The sequence below is a fragment of the Pseudocoprococcus catus genome (assembly GCF_019734885.1).
In the GTDB taxonomy this organism is placed as follows: domain Bacteria; phylum Bacillota; class Clostridia; order Lachnospirales; family Lachnospiraceae; genus Coprococcus_A; species Coprococcus_A catus.
Window position 1 is genome coordinate 95,250 of record NZ_JAAXCM010000029.1, and the last position, 16,067, is coordinate 111,316.

General features: G+C 40.6%; 15 protein-coding genes. 2 read left to right on the plus strand and 13 right to left on the minus strand.

Annotation, left to right across the window (positions count from 1 at the left end; translation table 11 throughout):
• Positions 1-23: 23 nt before the first annotated feature.
• Entirely contained in the window at positions 24-680 is a 657-nt protein-coding gene (locus tag HED67_RS07630) for a hypothetical protein (protein ID WP_221717946.1), read from the minus strand.
• A gap of 517 nt (positions 681-1,197) precedes the next feature.
• Positions 1,198-1,356 (minus strand): DUF4209 domain-containing protein, encoded by a 159-nt coding sequence (locus HED67_RS17645; protein ID WP_221717947.1) that lies wholly within the window; start codon positions 1,354-1,356, stop codon positions 1,198-1,200.
• A 219-nt stretch (positions 1,357-1,575) separates the two neighbouring features.
• Here HED67_RS17645 and HED67_RS07640 point away from each other — a divergent pair, with 219 nt between their 5' ends.
• Both HED67_RS07640 and HED67_RS07645 read left to right on the plus strand, forming a co-directional pair.
• Positions 1,576-1,962: a BlaI/MecI/CopY family transcriptional regulator gene (locus tag HED67_RS07640; protein ID WP_107001152.1), complete on the plus strand. Its 387-nt coding sequence runs from the start codon at positions 1,576-1,578 to the stop codon at positions 1,960-1,962.
• Between the two features lies 1 nt (position 1,963).
• A complete protein-coding gene (locus HED67_RS07645) occupies positions 1,964-3,760 on the plus strand; it encodes a BlaR1 family beta-lactam sensor/signal transducer (protein WP_221717948.1) in 1,797 nt (598 codons plus the stop codon).
• A gap of 55 nt (positions 3,761-3,815) precedes the next feature.
• Here the strand turns inward: HED67_RS07645 and HED67_RS07650 are convergent, their stop codons facing one another.
• The 11 genes from HED67_RS07650 to pcrA form a co-directional block, all read right to left on the minus strand.
• The gene (locus HED67_RS07650) at positions 3,816-4,265 is read right to left on the minus strand and encodes a hypothetical protein (protein WP_221717949.1); all 450 of its coding nucleotides are present in this window, start codon (positions 4,263-4,265) and stop codon (positions 3,816-3,818) included.
• A gap of 22 nt (positions 4,266-4,287) precedes the next feature.
• Positions 4,288-4,728: a hypothetical protein gene (locus HED67_RS07655; RefSeq protein ID WP_117528462.1), complete on the minus strand. Its 441-nt coding sequence runs from the start codon at positions 4,726-4,728 to the stop codon at positions 4,288-4,290.
• A gap of 76 nt (positions 4,729-4,804) precedes the next feature.
• Positions 4,805-6,073 (minus strand): DUF6070 family protein, encoded by a 1,269-nt coding sequence (locus HED67_RS07660; RefSeq protein WP_221717950.1) that lies wholly within the window; start codon positions 6,071-6,073, stop codon positions 4,805-4,807.
• 5 nt (positions 6,074-6,078) lie between these two features.
• Complete coding sequence (locus HED67_RS07665) at positions 6,079-6,795, minus strand: DUF6070 family protein (RefSeq protein WP_330656564.1); 717 nt, start codon at positions 6,793-6,795, stop codon at positions 6,079-6,081.
• On the minus strand, positions 6,759-7,064 hold the full coding sequence (locus HED67_RS17715) for a hypothetical protein (protein ID WP_246612150.1): 306 nt from the start codon (positions 7,062-7,064) through the stop codon (positions 6,759-6,761). The genes HED67_RS07665 and HED67_RS17715 overlap by 37 nt, the downstream gene beginning before the upstream one ends.
• Positions 7,064-8,305 (minus strand): DUF6070 family protein, encoded by a 1,242-nt coding sequence (locus HED67_RS07670; RefSeq protein ID WP_221717951.1) that lies wholly within the window; start codon positions 8,303-8,305, stop codon positions 7,064-7,066. The genes HED67_RS17715 and HED67_RS07670 overlap by 1 nt, the downstream gene beginning before the upstream one ends.
• Complete coding sequence (locus tag HED67_RS07675; protein WP_221717952.1) at positions 8,253-10,376, minus strand: penicillin-binding transpeptidase domain-containing protein; 2,124 nt, start codon at positions 10,374-10,376, stop codon at positions 8,253-8,255. The genes HED67_RS07670 and HED67_RS07675 overlap by 53 nt, the downstream gene beginning before the upstream one ends.
• A gap of 647 nt (positions 10,377-11,023) precedes the next feature.
• Entirely contained in the window at positions 11,024-11,653 is a 630-nt protein-coding gene (locus HED67_RS07680; RefSeq protein ID WP_221717953.1) for a hypothetical protein, read from the minus strand.
• A 164-nt stretch (positions 11,654-11,817) separates the two neighbouring features.
• On the minus strand, positions 11,818-13,212 hold the full coding sequence (rlmD, locus tag HED67_RS07685; RefSeq protein WP_221717954.1) for a 23S rRNA (uracil(1939)-C(5))-methyltransferase RlmD: 1,395 nt from the start codon (positions 13,210-13,212) through the stop codon (positions 11,818-11,820).
• A gap of 157 nt (positions 13,213-13,369) precedes the next feature.
• Complete coding sequence (locus tag HED67_RS07690) at positions 13,370-13,663, minus strand: DUF4366 domain-containing protein (RefSeq protein ID WP_178440208.1); 294 nt, start codon at positions 13,661-13,663, stop codon at positions 13,370-13,372.
• Between the two features lie 74 nt (positions 13,664-13,737).
• Positions 13,738-16,044: a DNA helicase PcrA gene (gene pcrA, locus HED67_RS07695; protein WP_221717955.1), complete on the minus strand. Its 2,307-nt coding sequence runs from the start codon at positions 16,042-16,044 to the stop codon at positions 13,738-13,740.
• Between the last annotated feature and the right edge of the window lie 23 nt (positions 16,045-16,067).

A 16,067-nucleotide genomic window follows, 5' to 3' on the forward strand; every position in this document is an offset into this window, starting at 1 on the left:
TTTCTTACTTTGTCATCTATTATTTATAGAATATCTGCATAATATTTCCCATTTTCCAACGAGAAGAGCACTTCTCCAGGAACAAGTTTTTCTCCCATATTTACACATCCCACCACAGTCATCGCCCACTCTGAATATTCAAACGGAAGTTTATAACACACCGTCTCCCTACCATTTTCGATAGTAACCATAGGAGTACCTGTATTACCAAATCCAATCGATAAAACTTTGTACACATTCTTACCTTTTGTTATAGGCAATAGTGGTTGTCTTGATTCATCATAAAATACCTTTGCACCTCGCTGATTAAGAAAAAAATCATCCCCAGCATTTTGAACAAACTCTATTGGCAACTTATTTCCCACAACAGCATATCTTTCTTGTAATGCTTGACAAGCAAATGTATTAAAGTGTTCCGGTAAAATATCATAATTTTCATTTCTTAAAGCTTCTGCATTTTCGAATTGAGACATAAACTGTAACAAAGCTATAAATGCCACCAAATCATCCGAATATATACCCGAATACGTACTGTACCAATATTTATTATCCACACAAATTATCTGATACAACTTCTTATATAAGCCCAACTGTCTATCATCAAGAATAAACCACCCTGGTTCTAATAAAGTTTTTTCAATTCTTTCATTCGCATAATCATTAGTCAAAGCTTTTTTCAAAGACTGCATTCTTGTATATTGCAGATTGTCTGCACTCTTCTAACTGATAGGTTCCACTTTTCTACTGCTTCTTTAAGAGTCATAAACTCCATATTTTCTTACTTCAATAAAGTTATAAAATACGACATTTTACCCTAATTTCTATTATAAGCGTCAAGACGCCGAAAATCAATCTAACCCTACATAACTTTCGGCGTACAACCAGTTACCTATTCGCGAACTCAAAATCAAAAAAATACCTTTTAGCAAGCAGATGTATTTTCTCGCTAAAAGGTACTTCACCCTTGTGCATATATTCAATTTATTTTTTCATGCACATTTTTATTCTTTAAATTTCTATGATATGTTTCCTTAAAAATAGCCCTCAAACCCGCTTAAACTAGGCATTTCTTAGAGAGGAGACAAACCGTCTCCACATGCGGTGAAAGTTACTTCTTATATTAAATAGCGAAACTATCACCTTTTGCGAAAAGGTTCATACCCCACTTAGGGGGATACCTTTTACCCCACTTACAAACTACTCATCTACGCTTTCTGATGGAAATACCCATTTGATAGCTGTAATTAACCAAAACAAGTAAACTACCATCAAACAATTATTCTTTCTAAACGCTTTAATATCACTTAGTCCATGTGCAATATTATTTCGTAGATTTTTCCCTAACTGCTCTACCATACATAAAAGAGGTAATTCAAACGAGTAAAGGAACCAGCTAATCCGTTGTGATTCTGGTTCTTTTCTTTTTGTTGCCTTTTCTAAATCTTACCCTTGTAATATTTCAATTATTACACAAGTAAGATTTCAAGTCAATATCTTTTTTCTGAAATTGACAACCACATAAATAACGTCTATAATATATTTATTACAGCTGTAAGATTTAAGGAGGGATTTGAAATGAGTGATTTACCACAGATTTCTGAAGCTGAATTTGAAGTTATGAAAATCGTATGGAAACATGCGCCGATCAGTACAAATGAAATAACAGATAAATTATTACAGACCACAAGCTGGAGTCCTAAGACGATACAGACTTTAATCAAACGTCTCGTGACCAAAGGCGCTCTGACTTATGAAAAACAGAGCCGAGTGTTTGTTTATACCCCAGTCGTGAAAGAAAGCGAATACATCGGCCAGGAAAGCAACTCTTTTCTGGAACGATACTATGACGGGGATATCACTGCCATGCTGTCTGCCTATATAGAAAATGACAGACTGTCTGAAACAGAAATAGACACCCTACGTTCCCTTCTTTCCAAGAGGTCAAAAAAAGGAGGAAATTAACGTGGCTGATTTTATGATACGCTTTTTAATATGCAATGTATTTATCAGCGGTATCATCGGAATTCTTTTGATAGCCAAGCGGATATTCAAAAACAACCTGTCCAGCCGGATGCAGTATAATCTGTGGTTCCTGCTCCTTGGGTTGCTGGCAGTTCCCTTTATACCGTTCCGTCTCATCGGATTTCCACAAATCTTCTCGTGGCTTGGTAGCTTAAGAAGCTCCCCTGCTTCCGGCACTGCAACCGCTATGGGAGAAGCTGTGGGAATTCATCCGGTCGGAAATACAGACTGGATGAATGATTTCGCACTTTCTGTAAATAGCGAAACACCATCCATCGCAGGATACATACTATTAGGGATATGGATTGTCGGTATTCTCGCCATGATAATATTGGTAATCAAATCCTCTCTCCGTTTACACTCGTTGGAGAAATCTGCACTTCCCCTTCAGAACAGGGAAGTCCGCAAACTGTATCATCACTGCTTAGAAGAGATGGGGATTCACAGAGATATTCCTGTCTACAGTACCGCATTTTTGAAATCCCCGATTATTGTTGGACTTTTGAAACCGTGTATTTATCTTCCGATTCATCTGATCTCTGATTATAACGAATCCGATATGCGGTATATGCTGTTACATGAACTGCAGCATTACAAGCACCATGATGCTATTGCCAGTTATCTGATGAACCTTGCTGGAGTGGTATATTGGTTCAATCCTCTTGTTTGGTACGCTCTGAAAGAAATGCGTAATGACAGAGAGGTGGCCTGTGACACTTCCGTTTTGAAAATGCTTGAAGAGGATGCTTACGAGGATTATGGGAATACTCTCATTAACTTTGCGGAAAAAGTATCGCTTACTCCTTTTCCATTTGCTGCTGGCCTTGGTGGAAACATGAAACAGATGAAACGAAGAATCATCAATATTGCCTCATATGAGAAACCAACATTTATGAAAAGGCTAAAGGGCATGACTGCATTCATGCTGACCGCTGTCCTGCTTCTTGGTCTCGCTCCGATTTTATCTACATACGCAGCAGAGGTCAGCCATTATCAATGGAAAACTTCTTCTGAGAATATTTCCTATGTTGACTTTTCTTCCTACTTTGGAGAATACGAAGGCAGCTTTGTTTTGTACGATTTAGAAAATGACTCCTGGAGCATACACAACATGGATCATGCAACCTTGCGTGTTGCACCAGATTCTACATACAAAATATATGATGCCTTATTCGGCTTAGAGGAAAATGTCATTACACCGGAAGATTCCTTTATTGCATGGAACGGAGAAAGTTATCCATTTGAAGCATGGAACGCTGATCAGACCTTGCAGTCTGCTATGGCTTCATCTGTGAACTGGTACTTCCAATCAGTAGATGAACAACTTGGTACTGCTTCCGTTTACGATTATATCAAGAAAATCGGATATGGAAATGAAAACATGAGCGGCGATTTCTCCACCTATTGGATGGAATCTTCCTTGGAGATTTCCCCCGTAGAGCAGGTCGAACTGTTAATCAAACTACAGAACAACCGCTTCGACTTTGCCCCTGAAAACATCAATGCAGTAAAAGATGCCATTTGCCTTTCCTCTTCCGATGGCGGAACATTCTACGGAAAGACTGGAACCGGACGTGTGGATGGCCAGGATGTGAACGGATGGTTTATAGGCTATATCGAAACTGCAGATAATACATACTTTTTTGCTACCAACATTGATGCAGACAGCGATGCTACCGGAGGCAACGCAACTGAAATAACCATGTCTATCTTGTCTGACATGAATATATGGAAATAAAAAAATCGGGTAATGGTCAAGCATGCAACAGACCTTTACCCGATTCTTGATTTTGCTAATTTTCTTCTAATGTTTTATAAGGCAGGATATAGTAAGCCGTAGGCTGTTCTTCGCCTGATAAAATGATTTGAACACCATCATCCAACCACTCTATTTCATATTCTCCTCTTGCACCATCATTCGCAACATCCGCCTTAAAAGAAGCACGATAATATAATCCTGGTCTTTCATCTTCTGGAAGCATTTCAAATAACGTTATCTCAAGGTGACTATTTCCAAATGAGAAATCTGGTGTACCTATTTCATCAATCTTCAAAGTGTATTTGCCATCTGGTGATTCTTCTCTAAAAATTTCTGTTTGTCCTGAAACGTTCCATGAAATATTTGTACTATCGTCCCCCGCATTTTGAGTGTTTTCGTATCCACATGTACCCTTTCCAAGCAGCACGAATGCCAATATAACAGTCTCAATTATCAGAAGTGTTACTAATGTTCTTTGTTTCATTATACACCTGTCCTCCATTATTTTAATGTCCACGCATATCCAGTTCTTTCAATAGAGAATTTCCACTTCCCCATGAATATACAATGTAATAACCGCCGTCCTCTATTTCTTCCGAAAATTGTAGTGCCTTATGTTCAATCACCTCAATGGACTGCCCTTCCTGAATTTCCACTAAATATTCCCACTCGTTGCTTCTGTAATCTGAATAATAAGTTTCCAATTCTTCCAAAGACAATTCACTCCTAATTAGGATTGCTCCGAAATATTGCATCCCATTTCCGTTACCCGTCAGCTTCCCAGCCTGTGACAACGACTCTATCAATTCTGTTTCCTCTGGTAGCGGAATTTCACATAATGCTTTTTCCACTTTGTAGGCAGTGTGGTTATTTATGAGTGGAATGGATATAACTCCGCCTATCAATATGGCTGCCGCTAAAATCCTAACTATTTCCAGTTTTTTCATCCTCTCCCCTCTTTCTTTTCTTACACCTGTAAGATTACCATAAAACACCACTATTATCAAATCATTCTTTCTTAACTTACTCTTTACGAATACGGTATTTGTAATTCGGTATACTCGTAATACCATCATTCAATATTTCATTTCCTAAATACTGAAAACTGCCATCCTCCGCAAACCTTACAGTCAGTTCATGGGTTATAACCGCATCATTACAAATAACCATATCGCACACCGCCTCTACCGTTAATGTTACTGTCCCATCATCATTTTCTTTGATACCGACAACCTCCGGCAAGGAAGTCCCGAAGAACGTTGGCGCATAATTAAAGCAACCAAGCCTTTCCCAATAATAGGTTTGCTTTTCCTCATCAAAGGCTGCATACTCCCGTATCTGCTCTGCTGTTACAGGAAGATACTCCATAATCAGACTCTCGAATTCTTCTTTCGGAATGCCATTTGGATAATCTTCAGAATTAAACTTTTTGCCATATTTCATTCCATACAGGTATTCAAACATTCCGTTATAATCCAAGTCACTCATATTTTCCGCATTCCAGTTGGAACACAAAATGTTCTGTCCCTGATATCCAAGTCCCAGGACGAGGCGCTCAGACATTTCACGCTGTTCCTCCGTCATTGGCTTTATTCTGATCAGACAGCTTCCGTCCATGATTTCACTGACTTCCGGCGGCTCCGGCACGCATAACTCATAACCGAACCACCCTTTCTCCGTGTACTTCCATTCTTTGATTCTGGTATAGGAAATATAGGACATTCCCGGCTTGTTATTGTCATTCCATATACCCCTTGCGCTTACAACATACATCTCTGTTCCGTCAAAAATAAATTTCATTCTCCCTATGCCGCCATCATCCTGTATCTCGTAAATTACAACAGAACCACTTTTCCCATCCGTACACTCTTCAAGAAACCGATCCACACTTTCATAATTTTCCATATTGGAATATGTTACCAAAGTGGAAACCGGACACCCTGTTTCCATTAACTTTTTCTGCATTTCCAGAACTGTTTCATCATTCAGAACCACATTAGATGCTGTCCCTTTATCTGCCCCATTATAAATGTCAAAAATAAGTTCCATCATTTTTTTACAATCACTCTCAGCTTCTTTTTCTTCCTGTTCATCCACAGGAAGTCCATAGCCCTTTTCCCACTGTTCTGCAGCTTCTTCCTCACCGCTCTTTGCTTCCTCCGTGGAAGATACTTCATCCGTATCTTCCACAAGAGTTTCACCCACAACTCTCTTTTCTTTTCCGCAGGCACACACGAAACACCCAATCAGAAATACCATAATCAGTAGAATACTTTTTTCCCTTAATACCATTAAAATCATCCTTTCGTTCTTGCTATTGGCGGCAGTCCCAATTCTATTTGCTCTATGGAATTAGAAAGATACCTGAACGTTCCATCTTCAAATGGTTGGACCACAACCGTGTTTCTAAAAGCGAGATTGGAATTATAATCCGGCCATACTCCATCAACGATAAGCGTAATTGTTCCATCCGCATTTTCTGTATAATCAACCACCTCTCCAAAGGGCGGATATGGGCTGGCATAAATCATTTCATATTCATAACTGTTGCTGCCCTCATCATATCCACAATGCTCTCTCAACTGATCCACCGATACAGGAAAATAGGTGGTCATAATCTTTTCAAATTCCTCTGCCGAAATTTTCCAATCTTCCGTTTTTAAATTTTCGCCTGTATAAATCCGATAAATATCTTCATACATACAAGGCATCAGCATGTCCTCCACATTATTACTGTCCCAGTTTGTGACAAGCACGTTGTAATTCACATAGCTTAGTCCCGATATGTATTTTTCCGGCAATTTCCGGCAGTCTTCCGGAAGCGGTTCTATTCTCCAATACTGTCTCAAACGTGCATGTGCAATCACATATTCATATGCATAGATAAAATACCCTTTTTCAGTAAGTTTGATTTCAGCCACATTACTTACCGAAGTTCCCTGTATTTCAGGCACTCCATCTTCCTTCCAACGAACTCCTATATAATAAGTCTGCAGCTTACCTTTCCGATAAATAAAGGTAACTGCTCCTTTTCCTCATCTGAAATAAGGCAATCACTGGATTGTGGAATGAACCAATATGCTGACTCTGTAGAAGTTTCCGCATCTGCTTCTGTTGTTGCTTCACTGTTTTCGATTTCTACAGGTGACTCCCATACTTCTTCCGCCACTTTTCGTTCCTCTGTATGCAGTTTTCCCCAACAGATCACCCCGGCTATAACAGCAAACAACAATATCAAAAATGGTAGTCCACACTTTTTAAGCAACCATTTCACATCTTCCATCATTCACCTCCATATATTTCTTCCCATTCCTCCGCTGTCAAACGTGGTGTATGCCATGTTTCCTCACTATTATCCTCGGAAGGTATAATTCGGTTGGAAACATATTGTACCCCACCGTCCTCCAAAGGACGGACCACAACCTCATGGGCATATACCTTTGAATTTCCCGAATGCGGAAATACTACATTAGCTGTAAGTGTAATTGTTCCATCGCTGTTCTCCGTGAATCCAACCACCTCAGAATATGGGTATTCCGGATACTCTACTTCCTCAAATCCTCTCGGCTTATATTCATAGGTTTCATTCTCTGCATAATAGATGGTTTTGGACTGTAATGTTTCACTATCAATATTGAAATATGCCATGATGACGCTTTCAAAGTCATCCTTGGGAATTCGATAAACAGCACCAACTCCCAAATTGCCATCTGCAACATATGGGATGTATGTCCCATTTACTTTTGGATAAAGAAGCTCATACATATCATAGAAATTCAAATCCCCAAAATCATCCTCGCTCCAATCTACAATGAACATATTATTCTGTTCAAAGCCGATTGGTGTGAGATACTTCCGAGTCAGCATCCTACATGTCTCATCCAACGGCTGCACCCGCAATGCAGTATCCTCTTCCACTCCGCTTAATGCAAGAATATATAGTTCTTCTGAATACCAACTTCCAGAAAACATCAGATATCCTTCTTCTGTATAGTTCCAGTATTCTGCCTGATAACTTCCTGTTGTATTTCTTTGTATATTTCCGTTTTCGTACTTGTAATGGCTTCTGACCACATCTACATTTCCATCTTTTGTCTGCAAATCGTATTTTACAAAACCCGGCAAATAACCGACCTCAATAATGGATATTTCTGCCTCTTCCTTCTCATCTACCATTTCGCAGAAGTTGGTCACCTGCTCCGGCTCAGTCATATCAATCTGGTTTTTACTGTCAACTGCCGAATAACCATTTTCTCCAAGACGATTTACAATACTACGGATTGTTTCCAAATCCGCTAATTTATTTTCTTCTTCTGTTTTCTCATAAAGATCAATGCAGACGCTTATAATTTCATCTGCATCCTCCTCCGATTCTTCCTGAATATCCTGAACATCTATTACCGTTTCCAAAACTGTATTTTCTTCCGGAGGTGCATCACTGCACCCCGAAATACTAAGTATTAATACAAAGCTAATTGCTGTCAAACCACTCTTCCAGAACCAGCTTGTCTTTCTTAACAACATATCCACTTCCTCCTCTTCCTTTCACATCTTCTACCATGCTAATAATCAATATAGGATGTTCTACCGTATCTTCTGCTGTAAAAATTGCAAACCATCCTAATTCCGTACCCGAAGTATCCTCCTTCGATGCCTTGATTTCTGCCGTACCTGTTTTTCCTGCTAAAAGAATGTCATCCCGATGGGCTGCATATCCAGTTCCATTAGAATCATTCACAACCTTCTTTGTTCCTTCCAATACACGGCTTGCTGTCTCATTAGAAAAGGCACCCGGAATCCAATACTCGGCTATTGCTTCGTTCTGATATACCAAATACGGCTTTATGACATTTCCCTCATTACAGAAAGCAGAATAGATACAAGCCATATGTAACGGGTTCACTAAAACCTGTCCTTGTCCGTAACCGCTGTCTGCTAACTGTATTTCCGTTTCAATTCCCTCTGTATTGGAATACTGTGACTCTGCCAGCTTAATCTCAAATGGCAGTTCCTCATTAAAACCAAGTCCAGCCAAAGAACTCTCCATTTCTTCTGAGCCAATCTTTAATGCTGCCTTTGCGAAATAAATATTATCGGAATAAATCAATGCATTCTCTAAAATGACTGGTTCATATGCATGGAGTGTTGTTACATGATAAGAACTCCACGATGCATCCTTTTGCCAGCTTAAGCCTACGTTCCCGTAATCTTCCATTGGATCGATTGCCCCTGATTCCAAGCCGACCACAGCGGTAATTGGCTTGAATGTAGACCCCGGACACCACACTTGCCGGAACCGATTATACATTGGCTTATTCTCATCCTCGTTAAGCGCAGTCCACTGTTCACTGGACAATCCCATAATAAAATCGTTATTGTCATATGACGGTGTGCTGACCAAAGCCAATACTTCTCCGGTATAAGGATTCATGGCTACCGAGCAGCTTTTATCTTCCTTAAACTGTTCATACAAGAAAACCTGCAAATCAGCATCTATCGTAAGCTGGATGTCCTGCCCATGTTGCACCAGCATCCAAGCAAGTTCCTCCTTCTCTTTGCCTTCCGAGTTTACAATGCAAATTCTGCAACCGTTCTGTCCTTTCAACTCACTCTCAAACAAGCCCTCCATTCCGCTTCTGCCGATTACACTATTGGCTGTATAGCCTTCTCCTGCATGTTCCTCTAAATCTTCCGCAGTAACGCTTTGAACATACCCGACTAAATGTGCAGCAGCTTCCCCTAATGGGTATTCACGCACTTCAACATCAGATATCATCACTCCGGGAATTTCCAGCAACTTTTCATGTCTTTCCTTTTCTTTCAGCACCTCTTCGTCCGGTTCAATCTTCATCAACTCGATTTCTTCAACCCTCGGAACGGTTTTTATCGGCACAAAGGAATCATCCTTTACCCACTGTGCCGACAGCTTCTTTTCTATCGCTTCCAGAGTTGTTTCCAACAGTTCTGCAATCTGTGCGATTGCTTCCTCTCTGTTTTCCAACTTGCCTGGAACGATTCCAACCGAAGAAGCTATACCTTTTCCTGCAAGGACACGTCCGTTCCTATCCAGAATTTCTCCTCTTACTGCCTGTGTAGTGGAAACTCTTACTTTATCTGTAGAAGTCAGATTCGGAAAAATCATGGAATCATCCCAAACCAACTTATATCCATCTTCGCCCTTTAGGAAGAGTGCTTCATTCTCAAAGCCGATAGTTCCTGCAACTGTATCAAAAGAAGTCTGGTAGGTTACCGCCATTTGCTCCTCATCATATGCAATAATCTGAACAGCCATATTCTGGACTTCTATACCTTCATAAATAGCTGAATTTCGAGTTACAAAATCCTCCTGACTGACATTCCCCGATGCCTCAATATGTAGCATCGCATACATTTCTTCATACTCCTGTTTTGGAATATGATCCATGTACTCCACCAGAAGTTCTTCCGGTGTCCTCCAGGCATTTTCCTTTGTTGCCAACATTCCTGCCACGCATACTGCAGAAATTACCGCAGCTATTCCTATAACAGCAATCGCAATCCATAGGAGCCTGCTTCTTGTTTTCTTTCGCTTGTTTCTGCTTTTTCCTTTCTTCATATTGACCTCCATTCATTTTGCTTTGCTGATATGGTAAATAACAAATCAAGTGGCATTCATGCTTGCATGAAATGCCATTTGACGAGTATCTCCATTGAGACGATAGTCGAAATGGTCATATTCTATTTTCAATGTACGCTATATCCTCAAAATATTACATTCGTAAGATCTTGAAGCAAAAAAATTTCTCTTTTTGCTCTGACCTACTCTGCATCCCTCCTTTTTATTTATTACGCGTGTAAGATTTCGCACCAAAAAAAATATTTTTGAAACCCGCTACACTTGTGTAAATATTACACCAGTAAGATTTATAAGTCAAGTTATCTTTATATAAAAAGGCTCCTGCCAGAAGGTATCACACATTTTCGCAAAAGTGATACCTTTTAGCAAAAGCCTATTATTCAGTAAGTTTCAAACCACCCCACTGTTTCAATATTCAAATGTTTCTTTCAAAAGACCGGAAAACACACATCCATTTTTCTTTCTTAATATCCCATAAACCGCAGAAAATCAAGGTTTCTTTGAAAGCAGACAAACGGTTTCAATATTCCCCTGAACTTTGCTTTTATACTGCATAGCGAAAGTGACACTATTAACTTAAGGGTGGGGTAAATACCTTAACCATTTGAAAATTCCTTTTAATGTTACTACTTTACCCTGTCCTCGGCAGGATCAACTGCATACCAATGTTCTGCATTTCGCCTACATTCTAACACAGGTATTCTTTTTGTCACTTCACGTTTCGTGCTTCCATCACTACGAAGAATTTCTTTCCATTCCACTGGTTTATTATAATATTTCATTTTGCCCCCACATTGAGGGCATCCTTCAATATGTATTTTCTCTATGGTCAATCTATTCCCATAACCACTAATTGCAAAATTGAAAAACAAAGGATGTCTCGTTTGCTTTTTAGCAATTCTTCTAAGTGTAAAAAAGATTAAAAATAAAAATACAAATATTATAAAAATAATAGAATATTTCTGCATATCTAAACTTATTGTATTTCCATTCATCCCTCTAAAAAAGCAAACTATACTTTTTACTATTTTGGCAAACGGAAATATTCCTACAATTGCAATAATAGTGCTAATCCATGTTAAAACAGCTAAAGTAAATGGACTACGCCATTTTGGTTCTGGATCATAATTTGCCGTCCTTTGCTTCTCTTCCGAGATATTATTGATAATATCTCCTGCTGCAATTTGAGTTTTTCCTGTAAAATTCACATTTCCATTGAAATTATTTTGCTTATACTCTTCTTTTCTTCTTCTCATATCGTCATCTTCCTTCTCTTTTGCGAAAAAGTATCCTTTCGCCAAAATGTATATTTCCCGTTCTCCAAAGCCTATCCCCTGGGGTGAATCTCCGATTATATCATCACTCTACGGAAACAGAAACACACATCTATTTTATTCCCAAAATGACGAAATCCTTTGATTTATTGGGCTTTTTTCGACAGAAGGCAGACTGTTTCACAATGAACCGTGCCCGGGAACATATCAACACAATGTGTCTTTTTCACTTTATATCCTCGCTCGATCAGTACGCCCAAGTCTCTGGCCAGGCTGGTCGGCTTACAGGAAATATACACCATATTCGGCACCTGGTAATCAATGATCTTGTCCAATGCCTTTGGATGGATGCCATCTCTTGGCGGATCAAGGACGATATAATCCGGCTTATCTTCAATGGTATCCAGCACTTTCAAAACGTCACCGGCAATGAATTTACAGTTGTCCAACTGGTTCAGTCCGGCATTGACTTTGGCTGCCTCGACAGCTTCTTCCACAATTTCCACACCAACAACTTTCTTTGCCACTGCTGCCAAAATCTGGGCGATGGTACCTGTTCCGCTGTAAAGGTCAAAAACAGTCATATCTTTTGTATCGCCGATATAAGAACGGGCAATATCGTAGAGCAATTCGGCCCCCAGTGTATTTGTCTGGAAGAATGAAAATGTGGAAATCTTGAATTTTAGTCCAAGAATATGCTCATAAAAATAATCCTGCCCGTAAAGAATGCGTGTCTCATCGCTCTGAACCACATCCGCCAGTGTATCGTTGATGATATGCATGATTCCCACAATCCTGCCTTCAAGCTGAAGAGCCAAAAGACGCTGTGTCAGTTCTGTCAGATCACATTCTTCCTGACTGGTTGTCACCAGATGTACCAGCATCTCTCCGGTTGTCTCGGAACGACGCACCAGAAGGTGTCGGAGATAACCTGTATGTTTCATTTTCTTATAATACGGCATCGGATGCTCGGTGAAATAATCCAACACGGTTTTCAAAACAGCTGTAAAATCGTCATGGACAATCTTGCAGTCATCCACTGTCAGGATGTCATACGTACTGGCTTTCTTGTGCAGTCCCAATGTCAGCGGCCCATCCAAATGGTCATCTCCAAAAGAAAATTCCATTTTATTGCGGTATGCCCACTGTTTTGGACTGCCTGTAATGCCCTCAAAAACATAATCCGGCTTTCCTTCCGCATCTACCTGGCCAGCTGAACTAATGGCTGTGTCCAGAAGCTTCTTCACCTGGCCGGCCTTCATCTTCAGCTGTTCATCATAGCTCATGGTCTGATACATGCAGCCGCCGCAGGCAGGAAATTCATGACAGACCGGTTCAATGGTTTCTAATGGAGATTTCTCCAGTACTTCCAGTAATCTGCCTTCACAGCGGTCTTTACGCTTTTTATTAATGACAAAACGGATCTTCTGTCCGGGAATACCATTTTTCACTGTCACATACTGATCTTCAACTTTCACACGCCCTTTATTCGGAAAATCGATATATTCAATGATGCCTTCACACATCTGTCCTTTTTTCATCTTCGTCTCCTATCTGTTTCTAAAAACTTCTCGTAAATCATATCTTGTTTGGCAAAATGCTTTCTTTACCCAAAAAAGCTGTTACAAATCAGCATTCATCTGTAACAGCTTTCCTGTCTGTTTAATTATACAAATTCCTGTAACTACTCAGATAAAACTATTCCTTATCTGCAGCTTTAGCAGGTGCAGCTTCATCTTCCTTTACAAAATCGTCTTCCTCATCCTCGAAGTCATCATCAAAATCATCTTCAAAGTCGTCTTCAAAATCATCTACATCATCCTCGCGGGATAAATACTTGTAGATGCCGAAAGCAATTGCTGCGATTGCTGCAATGCCTGCAATAATTGCAAATACGAGGCAAACTGTTTTCTTCTTCTCTTCTTCCAGTTCCTTACGGTGAATAAAATCAGAAATCTTGGCCATGCTTAAATATTCTTCAAACTTATTCATGTTGTCCGCACATCCTTTCTACCAAACAGATTTGCTTATAGTATAGCACTCTTTTTTCTAAAATACTACCTCTTTCAGACTTTTTTCAGCTTCGCAAATCCGGCAAACATTTTCTTCGGTCCGTATTTCGGAAAATCAACTGTGACTTCGTAATCTTTGCCGCCATCCTTGATGGCCTGAACAACACCGGTACCAAATTTAATATGTTTAACCGTATCACCCACTTCGTAGTCCGGTGCGGTTTTCTTCATATCGCCGCCTTTTTTCGCAAAAGCGCTGACATCAAATTTGTGACTTTGTCTGATACCGCGATTGCCCGCGCCTGTACCCATCCTGCTGCCGCTGCCGTATGTACCGGCTCTGCCGCCGCCAAAACCGGAGATACCATTGGAGGCACTGCCTGTATTCCACGGCAGATCATCCTCAGCCTTTCTCGGAAAGCGCTCTCTCGGCAGACTGCCGCCGATGAGCTGCGGCGGAATCTCTTTCACAAACCGGGAGATTTTATTGTACTGTGTCTGACCATGCATCATTCGGCACATCGCATAACTGAGGGTCAGCTTCTTCATGGCACGGGTAATGCCCACATAACACAAACGGCGTTCTTCCTCAATCTCCATAGGATCATCGTTGACAATGGTCATATAACTCGGGAACAAACCATCCTCCATACCGCACAGATAAACATATGGAAACTCCAGACCTTTTGCACTATGCAGTGTCATCAAAATAACTTTGTTGTCCGAATCATCCATATTGTCCACATCTGCCACAAGGGCAATCTGTTCCAGCAATTCATTCAGGGAAGGCTGTTCCGTCTCCTCTTCATAGGCGACAATCTTGTTGCGCAATTCGTCTAAGTTCTCAATTCGCGTTGTTGCTTCATCAGTCTGCTCTGCCTGAAGTTCTTTCAGATAGCCCGTATCTTCCAGAACTTCATCATACAATTCTGCCAGGGACATATATTCTGCCTTTGTTCTGAAAACCTGTATCAGATTCACAAAACCATTGATCTTTGCTGCTGCCCGTCCCAGACCCGGAATACCATCCACCTGCTTAAAGGCCTCATACAGGCTGATTCCCCACTGATCCGCGTACTCCGCCGCTTTTGTCACTGTTGTGGCACCGATACCGCGCTTTGGTACATTCACCACGCGTCTCACAGCCACGTCATCCTGACCATTATTGATAATTTTCAAATAGGCCAGAATATCTTTGATCTCTTTACGCTGATAGAAGTTTACACCACCCACAACTCTATATGGTATGTTGCGTGTGACAAATTTTTCTTCTAAAACACGAGACTGGGCGTTTGTTCTGTAAAGCACCGCAAAATCTTTGTATTCAGCCTCATGGCGCTCCGTCTTTGCCGCAATATCCTTCACAATTCCCATGGCTTCTTCATATTCTGTCTGGTACTGATTCAGTGCAATCGGTACACCCTGTTCATTATCCGTCCAAAGTGTCTTATCCTTACGCCCCTGATTGTGATGGATCACACCGTTGGCAGCATCCAGAATCGTCTTGGTCGAACGATAATTCTGCTCCAGCTTGATCACCTTTGCATCCGGAAATGTTTTTTCAAAATCAAGAATGTTGTGGATATTCGCACCTCGGAACTTGTAAATCGACTGATCATCATCACCGACCACACAGAGATTTCGGTACTTTGCCGCCAGCAGACTGACAAACTGGAACTGAACCGTGTTCGTATCCTGATACTCATCCACCATAATGTACTTAAAACGATCCTGGTAATAATTCAATACTTCCGCATCGGTTTTGAAAAGTTCAACGGTTTTGAAAAGCAGATCGTCAAAATCCAGGGCATTATTGCTCTTTAAACGTTTCTGATACTCCTCATATACCTGGGCAATACGCTGTCTGGCATAGTCACCTTCTGAGCGGAGCAAATATTCCTTCGGCCCGATCATTTCATCCTTGGCAGATGAAATTGCTGACAGCAAAGTACGCTCCTTATAAATCTTGGTATCAATATTCAGTTTCTTGCAGACTTCCTTGATAACGGTCTTCTGGTCATCCCCATCATAGATAGTAAAACTTCTGTCGTATCCCAGTCTGTCAATATAACGCCTCAAGATACGCACACAGGTAGAATGGAATGTGCTGACCCAGATATCTTCTGCGCCAAAATCCACAATCTGATCTACACGTTCCCGCATCTCCCCGGCGGCCTTGTTCGTAAATGTAATAGCCAGAATATTCCATGGATTGACCTGACATTCATCAATCAGATAGGCAATCCTGTGGGTCAGCACTCTGGTCTTGCCTGACCCGGCTCCTGCCAGAATAAGAAGCGGTCCTTCTGTATGATAGACCGCTTCCTGCTGGACAGGATTCAATGATTCATATATACTCATTCAAAAATCCTCCAGATTCTCTA

Bases quoted from the DNA above. Each gene is read 5' to 3' on its own strand.
- rlmD (WP_221717954.1), bottom strand. From the start codon at position 13,212: ATGAAAAAAGGACAGATGTGTGAAGGCATCATTGAATATATCGATTTT.
- HED67_RS07680 (WP_221717953.1), bottom strand. From the start codon at position 11,653: ATGAGAAGAAGAAAAGAAGAGTATAAGCAAAATAATTTCAATGGAAAT.
- HED67_RS07650 (WP_221717949.1), bottom strand. From the start codon at position 4,265: ATGAAACAAAGAACATTAGTAACACTTCTGATAATTGAGACTGTTATA.
- HED67_RS07655 (WP_117528462.1), bottom strand. From the start codon at position 4,728: ATGAAAAAACTGGAAATAGTTAGGATTTTAGCGGCAGCCATATTGATA.
- HED67_RS07675 (WP_221717952.1), bottom strand. From the start codon at position 10,376: ATGAAGAAAGGAAAAAGCAGAAACAAGCGAAAGAAAACAAGAAGCAGG.
- HED67_RS17715 (WP_246612150.1), bottom strand. From the start codon at position 7,064: ATGGAAGATGTGAAATGGTTGCTTAAAAAGTGTGGACTACCATTTTTG.
- HED67_RS07670 (WP_221717951.1), bottom strand. From the start codon at position 8,305: ATGTTGTTAAGAAAGACAAGCTGGTTCTGGAAGAGTGGTTTGACAGCA.
- HED67_RS17645 (WP_221717947.1), bottom strand. From the start codon at position 1,356: ATGGTAGAGCAGTTAGGGAAAAATCTACGAAATAATATTGCACATGGA.
- HED67_RS07660 (WP_221717950.1), bottom strand. From the start codon at position 6,073: ATGGTATTAAGGGAAAAAAGTATTCTACTGATTATGGTATTTCTGATT.
- HED67_RS07640 (WP_107001152.1), top strand. From the start codon at position 1,576: ATGAGTGATTTACCACAGATTTCTGAAGCTGAATTTGAAGTTATGAAA.
- pcrA (WP_221717955.1), bottom strand. From the start codon at position 16,044: ATGAGTATATATGAATCATTGAATCCTGTCCAGCAGGAAGCGGTCTAT.
- HED67_RS07690 (WP_178440208.1), bottom strand. From the start codon at position 13,663: ATGAATAAGTTTGAAGAATATTTAAGCATGGCCAAGATTTCTGATTTT.